This is a genomic window from Pseudomonas sp. Irchel s3b5 (assembly GCF_900187435.1).
Classification (GTDB): Bacteria; Pseudomonadota; Gammaproteobacteria; order Pseudomonadales; family Pseudomonadaceae; genus Aquipseudomonas.
In genome coordinates this window covers 99276-110009 of record NZ_FYDY01000019.1, presented here as the reverse complement: position 1 = coordinate 110009, position 10734 = coordinate 99276, and the positions used below count along the sequence as shown (strand labels likewise).

General features: G+C 58.9%; 7 protein-coding genes and 1 pseudogene. 2 read left to right on the top strand and 6 right to left on the bottom strand.

Annotated features, from left to right (window positions below; genetic code table 11):
• Positions 1 to 161: pseudogene (locus CKW15_RS19230) on the bottom strand (IS256 family transposase); the annotation flags it as partial.
• Positions 162 to 320: 159 nt separating this feature from the next.
• On the opposite strand from CKW15_RS19230, the gene CKW15_RS19225 reads away from it, so the two are divergent.
• Complete coding sequence (locus CKW15_RS19225) at positions 321 to 1880, top strand: autotransporter outer membrane beta-barrel domain-containing protein (RefSeq protein WP_095152603.1); 1560 nt, start codon at positions 321 to 323, stop codon at positions 1878 to 1880.
• A gap of 83 nt (positions 1881 to 1963) precedes the next feature.
• On the opposite strand, the gene oadA is transcribed toward CKW15_RS19225, so the two are convergent.
• On the bottom strand, positions 1964 to 3772 hold the full coding sequence (gene oadA, locus CKW15_RS19220) for a sodium-extruding oxaloacetate decarboxylase subunit alpha (protein ID WP_095152602.1): 1809 nt from the start codon (positions 3770 to 3772) through the stop codon (positions 1964 to 1966).
• Positions 3773 to 3783: 11 nt separating this feature from the next.
• Positions 3784 to 5199 (bottom strand): acetyl-CoA carboxylase biotin carboxylase subunit, encoded by a 1416-nt coding sequence (locus CKW15_RS19215; RefSeq protein WP_008045577.1) that lies wholly within the window; start codon positions 5197 to 5199, stop codon positions 3784 to 3786.
• Between the two features lie 190 nt (positions 5200 to 5389).
• Here CKW15_RS19215 and CKW15_RS19210 point away from each other — a divergent pair, with 190 nt between their 5' ends.
• The gene (locus tag CKW15_RS19210) at positions 5390 to 6352 is read left to right on the top strand and encodes a LysR family transcriptional regulator (protein WP_095152601.1); all 963 of its coding nucleotides are present in this window, start codon (positions 5390 to 5392) and stop codon (positions 6350 to 6352) included.
• On the opposite strand, the gene CKW15_RS19205 is transcribed toward CKW15_RS19210, so the two are convergent.
• The 3 genes from CKW15_RS19205 to CKW15_RS19195 all read right to left on the bottom strand — a co-directional run bounded on the left by CKW15_RS19205 (position 6294) and on the right by CKW15_RS19195 (position 10576).
• Positions 6294 to 6500 (bottom strand): PA3496 family putative envelope integrity protein, encoded by a 207-nt coding sequence (locus CKW15_RS19205; RefSeq protein WP_095057893.1) that lies wholly within the window; start codon positions 6498 to 6500, stop codon positions 6294 to 6296. The two genes, CKW15_RS19210 and CKW15_RS19205, sit on opposite strands and share 59 nt — an antisense overlap.
• 201 nt (positions 6501 to 6701) lie before the next feature.
• Positions 6702 to 7568 carry a transcriptional regulator HexR gene (gene hexR / locus CKW15_RS19200; RefSeq protein WP_007954250.1) on the bottom strand — a complete coding sequence of 289 codons (867 nt, stop codon included), beginning with the start codon at positions 7566 to 7568 and terminating at the stop codon, positions 6702 to 6704.
• Positions 7569 to 7702: 134 nt separating this feature from the next.
• Positions 7703 to 10576 carry an EAL domain-containing protein gene (locus tag CKW15_RS19195; RefSeq protein WP_095152600.1) on the bottom strand — a complete coding sequence of 958 codons (2874 nt, stop codon included), beginning with the start codon at positions 10574 to 10576 and terminating at the stop codon, positions 7703 to 7705.
• Between the last annotated feature and the right edge of the window lie 158 nt (positions 10577 to 10734).

Sequence of the window (10734 nt, the reverse complement as noted above, 5' to 3'; positions counted from 1 at the left end):
CCAAGCTCAGCACTGAGGGCTCGCTCGATCAAAGCCTTCTTGAACGCCGCAGAGGCGTCCTCAATGGCTTCAGCGGTCATCGGTCCATCGGTGAATTGCTCGAGCAGCTCTTTCGGGATTTTCGGTAGTTCTCGCAACGCGGGTTTCTTTTTGGTTGGCATACATGCACCTCTTACTCATGTTATGCCCGAACACAAAATTTCTGACACCCCCAAGTCGTCGCGCTACCGGGTAATTATCTGGAAAACCGACAGTACACAATCATCAAGGCCGGTAGCATCACAGGTGAATTCGGCGTCATTAAAAACGATTTGGCGTACATGAAAGCAACCCCCCGTCGCTTCGCAAAATCGGTCGGGCTGACCTTCGAACGTAATGGCGAACCAATCGCGATCTTCGCAACCAACGATAATGGCCGAAACCTCGCTGAAAGCATTGAAGAAAGCCAAGACATACCCAGCCCCCTCTCTGATGACGATGTGCCCCCGGATTTCGTAGTTCACAATCAAGAGGCAGACACTGTCGAGACTCCCGCCGTATCACCGACTACAGCGCAAACTTCCACCCCCTCTGCCGCGCCGACCGACAACGAACCAGCATTGGCCAATTCAACGCCAGCCACTTTGCCTCCATCAGAGCCTTTAGCGCATTTGCCACCCGATAATGTCGCCATCACTTCAGAGGTAACTGCCGGTACGTCCGAAATCGACGCTGCATCCATCGCAGCGCAGACGCCGACCACCCCTTCAATGCCAACCATTGCCGCCAATCCAGCTCCGACAACCCCGGCACCAACGCCTGCGACAAATCCCACGAGCCCTGCGCCCAAAACGGCTACTCCAACGAACGCAGCTGTCGCAGCCCTACTCGCCACCGACAAAAAAACTGCGCCCTACGCCATCGAACAACTGGCCGGCGGCAGCATCCCCAACCTCGCGAAAGTGACGTTGAACAGCGACGCTCCCGTGAGCGCCTCGATGCTCGCGGCCATGCGCCAACTGAACAGTGCCGCCGCTTCTGGTGGCCGGAAAAGAGCACCTCAACTGGCGGCCGGTAACGAAGCCAATGGCCGCGTCTGGCTCCAGGCATTGGGACATGGCGGAAAACTGGATCGTGACTTCGATACCTTGAAACACTCCACCCAAGGTCTGGTCATGGGGACGGATTGGGCCGTCGACCACGAGTGGCGCATCGGCCTGATCGGCGGCAAATCCCAAACGCGCATGGACAGCCGAGAACTCGACGGTGATCTCGATAGCTGGCATCTGGGGGCGTATGCATTGCGTCAGAACGGTCCGATGTCTCTGCGTCTCGGCGCGACCTACAGCAACCACGACGGCAGCACAAAACGCCGCGTAGCCTTCAAGGGTTTCAGTGATCGCCTGGAAGGTCAGTACGATTCCAGCACCCAGCAGGCGTTTGCAGAAGTGGGCTATAACCTCGGCCGGGCTAACACCAGCATTGAGCCCTTCGCAGGTCTTGGCTACCAACGCTATCAGCGCAATGGCTACACGGAAAAAGGCGGCGCTGCGGCGTTGAAGGTCGATGGTCAGGAACAGAACAACCTCAACAGCACCTTTGGTCTGAGACTGGCGAAGATCAATACCCTGGATAACGGCATGCAACTGACGCCACGGTTCAGTGCCAGCTGGAAACATACCTACGGAGAGATCGCCACAGAAACCCGCCAACGGTTGATCACGGGTGGTCGCAAGTACACCGTTTCCGGTGCGCCGCTGGATCGGGACAGCCTGATGGTGGACGCGGGGCTGGAGTTGGGGCTTTCGGCGCGACAGACGCTGGGCGTCGGCGTAAATGGTGAGATGGCAACCGACAGCCGAAACCATGGCGCAACGGCTCAGTGGCGGATGACCTTCTAAAAACCGTCTCCACAAATCCCGGACGAAAAAAAGGGGAGCACATGCCCCCCCGAGGTTTAAAGCGTTGTATCGAGGCTGTTAAATCAGCCTTCGATCTCGATCAGGATTTCGCCCGGGTTGACCCGGTCGCCCTTGGCCACGTGAATGGCGGTGACTTTACCGGCGATGGCAGCCTGGACTTCGGTTTCCATCTTCATCGCTTCGGTGATCAGCACAGCCTGGCCAGCCTTGACGGTGTCGCCTTCCTTGACCAGCACATCAACGATGTTGCCCGGCATGGTGGTGCTGACGTGGCCCGGAGCAGAGGCTTGCTTGCGCTTGCTGCCACCACCACCGACGAATTCGTTGAGCGGTTCGAACACCACTTCTTCCGGCATGCCGTCGATGGACAGATAGAAGTGACGCTTGCCTTCGGCCTTGACGCCCACACCGGTGATGTCGACGCGGTAGGTTTCGCCGTGAACGTCGATGACGAACTCGGTCGGCACGCCTTCGCCGCCCGCCGAAGCCACCTTGCCGGCTTCCGGAATCGGCAGCAGCACTTCAGGTGTCAGGGTTCCAGCCGCGCGTTCTTCGAGGAACTTGCGACCGATATCCGGGAACATGGCGAAGGTCAGCACGTCTTCTTCAGACTTGGCCAGAGCGCCGATGTCGGCACGCAGTTTGGCCATTTCCGGCTTGAGCAGATCGGCTGGGCGAACGTCGATCACTTCTTCGCTGCCGATGGCCTGGCGACGCAGTTGTTCGTTCACGATGCCCGGCGCTTTGCCGTAGCCGCCTTGCAGGTACAGCTTCACTTCGTTGGTGATGGTCTTGTAGCGCTCGCCGGCCAGAACGTTGAAGAACGCCTGGGTACCAACGATTTGCGAAGTCGGGGTCACCAAAGGAGGGAAACCGAGGTCTTCACGAACACGCGGAATTTCGGCAAGCACTTCGCTCATGCGGTTCAGTGCGCCCTGCTCTTTCAACTGGTTGGCCAGGTTGGAAATCATCCCGCCCGGAACCTGGTTGACTTGAACACGGGTGTCGACGGCAGTGAATTCGCTTTCGAACTGGTGGTACTTCTTGCGCACGGCGTAGAAGTACAGGCCGATCTCTTGCAACAGCTCCAGGTTCAGGCCGGTGTCGAACTCGCTGCCTTTAAGGGCGGCGACCATCGATTCGGTGCCCGGGTGGCTGGTGCCCCAAGCGAAGCTGGAGATCGCGGTATCGATGTGATCGGCACCGTTTTCGATGGCCTTCATCTGGCACATCGCGGCCAGGCCAGCGGTGTCGTGCGAGTGGATAAACACGGGCAGCGATTGCTCGCTTTTTAGAGCCTTGACCAACTCGCCGGTGGCGTACGGGGTCAGCAGGCCAGCCATGTCCTTGATCGCCACCGAGTCGCAACCCATGGCTTCCATTTGCTTGGCCTGGTTTACGAAGGCCTCGATGGTGTGCACCGGGCTGGTGGTGTAGGCGATGGTGCCTTGGGCGTGTTTGCCGGCGGCTTTCACGGCTTCGATGGCCACGCGCAGGTTACGCACGTCGTTCATGGCGTCGAAGATGCGGAACACGTCGATGCCGTTGACAGCTGCCTTGGCGACGAAGGCCTTGACCACGTCGTCGCTGTAGTGGCGGTAGCCCAACAGGTTCTGACCGCGCAACAGCATTTGCAGGCGAGTGTTAGGCAGCGCGGCGCGCAGCTGGCGCAGACGCTCCCACGGATCTTCTTTGAGGAAACGTACACAGGCGTCGAACGTTGCGCCGCCCCAGCATTCCAGCGACCAGTAGCCGACTTTGTCGAGCTTGTCGCAGATCGGCAGCATGTCTTCGGTGCGCATGCGGGTCGCGAGCAGCGATTGGTGGGCGTCGCGCAGGATTGTGTCGGTAACGTGGATTTGCTTGCTCATTATTCTATTCCTCACAGGCCTGCGTGGGCGGCGATGGCGGCGGCGATGGCCAGGGCCAGCTCTTCGGGTTTGCGCTTGATCGAGTAGTTGGTCAGTTCAGGGTGGCTTTCAACGAAGCTGGTGTTGAACTGGCCGCTACGGAATTCCGGGTTGCGCAGGATTTCCTGGTAGTACGCGGCGGTGGTCTTGACCCCTTGCAGACGCATGTCGTCGAGGGCGCGCAAGCCACGGTCCATCGCCTCTTCCCAGGTCAGCGCCCACACCACCAGTTTCAGGCACATCGAGTCGTAGTACGGCGGAATGGTGTAGCCGGTATAGATCGCTGTGTCGGTGCGCACGCCGGGGCCGCCGGGTGCGTAATAACGGGTGATCTTGCCGAAGCTCGGCAGGAAGTTGTTCTTCGGGTCTTCGGCGTTGATCCGGAATTGCAGGGCGAAACCACGGTGGTGGATGTCTTCCTGTTTCACCGAAAGCGGCAGGCCGGAGGCAATGCGAATCTGCTCGCGGACAATGTCGATGCCAGTGATTTCTTCGGTGATGGTGTGTTCCACCTGCACCCGGGTGTTCATTTCCATGAAGTACACCTCGCCCTCGGCGAGCAGGAACTCCACGGTGCCGGCGTTCTCGTAACCCACGGCCTTGGCTGCACGCACCGACAGGTCACCAATGTAGGCGCGCTGTTCCGGGGTCAGTTGCGGGCTCGGGGCGATTTCGATCAGCTTCTGGTTGCGGCGCTGGATCGAGCAGTCACGCTCGAACAGGTGAACCACGTTGCCAAAGCTGTCGCCGAGGATCTGCGCTTCGATGTGCTTCGGATTGACGATGCACTTTTCCAGGAACACTTCCGCCGAACCGAAGGCCTTGGTGGCTTCGGAAATGACGCGCGGGAATGCTTGTTCGAGTTCTTCACGGCTGTTGCAGCGACGAATGCCGCGACCGCCACCACCGGAGGTGGCCTTGAGCATCACCGGGTAACCGATGCGATCGCCTTCGGTCAGGGCTTCTTCAATGCCCGACACGTTGCCTTCGGTGCCTGGAGTGACCGGCACGCCGGCCTTGATCATGCTGCGGCGAGCTTCAGTCTTGTCGCCCATGCGGCGAATCACTTCAGCCGATGGACCGATGAATTTGATCCCGCGTTCGGCGCAGATTTCCGCCAGTTCGGCGTTTTCCGAAAGGAAGCCATAGCCTGGGTGCAGTGCGTCGCAACCGGTTTCCACCGCCAGGTTCACCAGCTTGCGCGGGTTCAGGTAGCCAGCCAGTGGCTCGGCACCAATGCTGTGGGCTTCGTCGGCACGCTTGACGTGCAAAGCATGACGGTCGGCGTCGGAGTAGATCGCGACCGAGCGAATGCCCATTTCGGCACAGGCACGTACGATTCGTACGGCAATCTCACCACGGTTGGCGATCAGGATCTTTGTTATCACTTGGAGTTTCCCTTGAGCCGGTGGTACCCACGACCTGCTAGACCCAGGTCGACGCGTGACCAAATGTTTCAATTTAGTCGCAGGTCCACACTAGCGCGCACAAGGGATTAACAAAAATGAATAATAATTGGGTCATGCATAAGTAAAGACTTATAGTTGAAGCATCCCCAGCGACACGAGCGCCCACATAATGCGTAAGTCATTGATGCGTATGACATTGCGTCAATTGCAGATTTTCAATGAGGTCTGCGATTTACGTTCCTACAGCCGCGCAGCCGACGAAATGTCACTCACACAACCTGCCGTCAGCCTACAGATTCGTCAACTTGAGGAGCTGGTCGGCCAGCCATTGTTCGATTACGTCGGCAAAAAGCTTTACATGACCGAAGCCGCTGAAGCGTTACAGCGGGCCAGTCGGGACATTTTCGGGCGCCTGGAAAACCTCGACATGCAGCTGTCGGACATGCAGGGCTCGTTGCAGGGGCAATTGAAACTGGCGGTGGAATCCAGCGCCAAGTATTTCGTGCCGCACCTGTTTGCCGCATTCAAACGCCAGCACCCGGAAGTGAACCTGCAACTGACTGTAGTCAATCGCGGCCAAGTCATTCGACGCCTGTCGGACAATCGCGACGACCTGGTGATCATGTCCATGGTGCCGCAGGACATGGGGCTGGAATTCTTGCCCTTCCTTAATAATCCGATCGTCGCCGTGGCGCCTCCGAATCATCCGCTATGTCATCTGGGACCGTTGCGCTTGCAGGATCTGGAGCCCTACACATTGCTGCTGCGCGAACCCGGTTCCGGGACGCGGCTCGCCTGCGAAGAATACTTCAAAGAGAAACGTGTGCACTTCAACCAGACTCAGGAAGTCTCATCGGCCGAAGCCCAGCGCGAGTGTGTGTTGGCAGGCCTGGGCGTGGCGCTGTTGACGCGCCACGCCCTGAACCTTGAGTTGGCAACCGGCGGACTGATCGAATTACCGGTCGAAGAGCTTCCGTTAATGCGCAGTTGGTGTCTGGTGCAGGCCAAGGCAAAACGCCTGTCACCCGTGGCTCACGCCTTCCTTGCGTTTATTCGTAGCGAACGAATTCAGATCAGCGCGCTGGTTGAGCGTTTCGACGGGAAGTCGAGGGCGATGCCTGCCAGAAATTGAGTTCCAATTCAGGAAAGTCACCAATTTCGGCCAACAGCTGGCGGCGTTCACAGCGATCTTCGATGGCGCGGCGAAATTCCATGCGGCGCTGATCTTCTTGCTGACGACGGGTTTTGACAGCGCTGTTGCGTTCTTCGTAAGGGGCCATTTCGAGTCTCCCAAGGCGAGTACGGGAGTTTCAAGATAGGCGTGGGGGATGACGGTTTGGCGGCTCGGGTGTTACAGACTGATGAAAATTGCTGCGTATTCGAGGACGCCATCGCGAGCAGGCTCGCTCCCACAGGAGATCGCGGTCAAAGGTGGGAGCGAGCCTGCTCGCGATTAAGGTCGGAACGACCTTACGACGACGTCAGTCGTCCAGCGCTTTCACCGACTTGGGCGACAACCGCAAGCTGCGCAGACTGCGCTTCACGCTCTTGAGGTGGTTGACCAGGCTCGGGCCACGCGCCATGGCGACGCCCATCGCCAGCACATCGATCACCACAAGGTGGGCGATACGCGACGTCAGCGGCGTATAGATTTCGGTGTCTTCATGCACGTCGATCGCCAGGTTGACGGTGGACAGCTCGGCCAACGGTGTCTGGCTCGGGCATAGCGTGATCAACGAAGCGCCGCTTTCGCGCACCAGGTTAGCGGTGATCAGCAAATCCTTGGAACGTCCGGACTGGGAAATGCAGATCGCCACGTCGGTCGGCTTCAACGTCACCGCCGACATCGCCTGCATGTGCGGGTCGGAATACGCCGCCGCCGTCAGCAGCAACCGGAAAAATTTGTGCTGGGCGTCTGCCGCTACCGCGCCGGAAGCGCCGAAACCGTAGAACTCGACACGCTGCGCCTGGGACATCAACGTCACGGCACGCTGCAATTCCAGCGGATCGAGCTTCTCGCGAACCTCCATCAAGGTATGCAGGGTGGTGTCGAAGATCTTCAGGCTGTAGTCGGCGACCGAATCGTCTTCGTGGATCGCGAACTGCCCGAAACTCGCACCCGCCGCGAGGCTCTGGGCAAGTTTCAGCTTCAGGTCCTGAAACCCGGAACAACCGATGGCACGGCAAAAACGCACGATGGTCGGTTCACTGATACCCACGCTGTGGGCCAGGTCGGCCATGGAACTGTGCATCACGGCCGCAGGATCGAGCAGCACGTGGTCAGCGACCTTGAGCTCCGACTTGCGTAACAGGTGGCGAGACTGGGCGATGTGTTGCAGCAGATTCAAAGGGCTGGACTCTTTGTTATTGGCAGGCGCCGGGGATGTAGCACGCTTGTAGTTATACTACATGAATCGGCTTTTTGCCTGCTCAATGCGTAACTCGATGTCCCCATTTCACGCGTCGTACACTCCATGTAGCCCTACAGGGCCTTTTCACTCATATCTAGCAGCACGGCCAGATCCCTCGCTTCGACCGGCCGACTGATCAAATACCCCTGAACCTCATCGCAGCGCTCTTTCCTCAGAAACTCGAGCTGCTCCTCTCGCTCCACGCCTTCGGCCACCACCTTCAATGACAGGCCATGCGCCATGGCGATGATCGCGCGGGTGATCGCCGAATCTGCTGTGCCCTCCCCCAGTCCGCGGATAAACGCCTGATCGATCTTCACGTAATCCACTGGAATGCGCTTGAGGTAGCTCAAGGACGAGTAACCGGTGCCAAAATCATCGATCGCCAGTTTCACCCCAAGATCACGTAACTGCTGGAACGTCGCGATGATGTGCTCGACGTTGTCCAGCAACTGGCTTTCGGTCAGTTCCAGCTCCAACAAGTGCGGCGCCAGCCCGGTTTCTTCCAGCACCTGCCGCACCAGACTGACCAGCTTGCCTTGGCGTAACTGATACACCGACAAATTGACTGACACCCGAATCGGCTCAAGCCCTTGGCGCTGCCACTCGCAGGCTTGCCAGCAGGCCTGGCGCAACACAAATTCGCCGATCGGACCAATCAACCCGGTTTCTTCGGCCAGCCCGATAAAGTCCCCTGGCGGCACGCGCCCCATGGTCGGATGATCCCAGCGCACCAGTGCTTCGGCAGCATTCAGCCGCCCCGTGGCCAGGCACAGTTTCGGTTGGTAAAACACCTTGAGCTGCTGCTCCTCGATGGCTTTACGCAGCTGGTTTTCCAGATTCAAACGCTCCATCGTGCTGGCCTGCAAGCTGTCGGTATAGAACTGGAAATTGTTACCGCCCAAATGTTTGGCATGTTGCATGGCCATGTTCGATTGATTGACCAGTGCCGAAATTTCTCGGGCGTTATCTGGAAGTAGACTGATGCCCATGGAGGCACTGATCACCAACTCATGCCCATTGACCGCGATCGGTACCCGCAATTTGGTTGCCAATCGTGTCGCCACCCGCGCCAGGCTCGAGAGGTTGCCGTAAGAGTTGAACAGCACGGCGAACTCATCGCCCGACAGCCGAGCGATGGTGTCGGCCTCCGGCAGCGCGTTGACCAGGCGACGGGCCATCTTCTGTAACAACTGGTCGGCGATTTCATGGCCCAGGCTGTCATTGAGTAACTTGAAGCGGTCCAGATTGATATGTAGCAACGCCAAACTGCGATAACCGCCCTGGCGCACCCGTTGATGCGCCTCGCTGAGCCGTTCACGGAACAGCGACCGGTTCGCCAGCCCGGTGAGTTCATCGTAATGGGTCAGGTATCGCATGCGCTCTTCAGATTCGCGCCTTGCGGAGAGATCAGCAAAGAAGCCGACAATATGACTGACCCTTCCCCGAGGATCGCGAACCATATTCAGCTGCAGCCATTGTGGATACATTTCACCGTTTTTACGGGTCTCTACGAGCTCTCCCTGCCAACTGCCATGCTGCTCCAGCGCCTGATGGATGGTTGCGTAATGACGGCGTGCGTCGCGGCTGCACGGCAACTCGACCACGTTGCGCCCAAGAATCTCCTCGATGTCGTAACCGGTCACCTGACTAAAGGCCTGGTTGACCGCGAGCAACGCGTATTGGGGGTCGAAAATCACGATGCCTTCGCTGGCTGCTTCAAACACTGTCGCTGCCAGTTGCTGCTGCTCTTCCATGGCCTTGCTGACGCTGATGTCGCGGCGCGTCCCGACCATGCGGATCACCCGGCCGTTTGCGCTGCGCTCGACCGCTCGCCCTCGGTCCTCGATCCAGACCCAATGACCCGCGCCATGGCGCACACGGTACTCGACCTGATAATCCTCGCTGCGCCCCTTCAAATGCTCGACCAGTGCTCGCCGCAGGGCCGGAAGGTCGTCGGGGTGCAAGCGCGGCTTGAGGTGGCGTAGCATCGCGGTCACGTGATCGGGCTCGAGCCCGAACAACTCTTGAATCTGCGTGTGATGCACTTCATCGGTTTGCAGGTTCCAGTCCCACAACCCGAGTTCGCTGGCTTTCAAGGCCAGCGCCAGACGCGCCTCACTTTTGCTCAAGGCCTGATTGGCCGCGTCCAGCTCCAGGCTGCGCTGGGCGACACGGCTTTCCAGTTCGATCTGAATCTGCCGCAGTTCATCCTCGGCCCGTCGGCGCTGGTCGATTTCCTGGGCCAGCTTCTGATTGAGCTGGTCGCTGTCGTTTTGAGCCTGCTGCAAATGCTCGATCAGCGCCTGGTTCTGAAAACGCCGTAACAGTCCACGATCAATCACCCGATTGACTTGCCAGGCCACGACGCTCAAGGCGCCGAGCAGGATCAGGCCAAACCATCCCCAGCCGTGCTGTTGTTCGTCACCGCCCCAAAACATATAGGCAATGGCCGGCAACAGGCAGGGCAAGACAAAGGACAGGAAGGCCGGCAAGCTGACCGCGTAGGCCACGCTGGCCGAGAGCGCTGCGGCACCGATCAGGCCGAACACCCAGGCTTGCTGGATGAAGTTATCGGCCGGTACCAGGGCGATACCGGCGCCGGCCAGGGTCAGCCCGGTCAGGCCCGAACCGAGCAAGAACATGCGACGCCAGATTGGATTGGCCTGACGGTGAGGAATGGCCGAGTCAAAAGCGGCGACCTGAATGACCCGCAGGGCCACCAGCGACAACAACCAGATCAACCACACACTGACCAGAAAATAGCGCTGCGGGCTCCAGAGCAATCCGGCACAGACCAGGCCATTGATCAGCATGAACAAAGTGGGCAACAAGGAACCCTGATACAGCAGGCGCGTGCGTTCGACCGCCATTTCCAGGGTGTACTGTTTGCGGATAACCCGGGGCTCCACAGTGGGGCCCGACAGGTCGGAGCTGAGGGTCATAGGCAATGTTCTTGTTCTTATAATGATGAGCATGGGCCCGAAACGTCGACGGAGCATACACAAGCAGGGGCCTGGACCAAACTGCAGCTGATCAATAATTCGCCAAAATTCTCGCCCCCCGATCCCCCTGAAAAGACCATGAGCGTGTCCCGTCAACG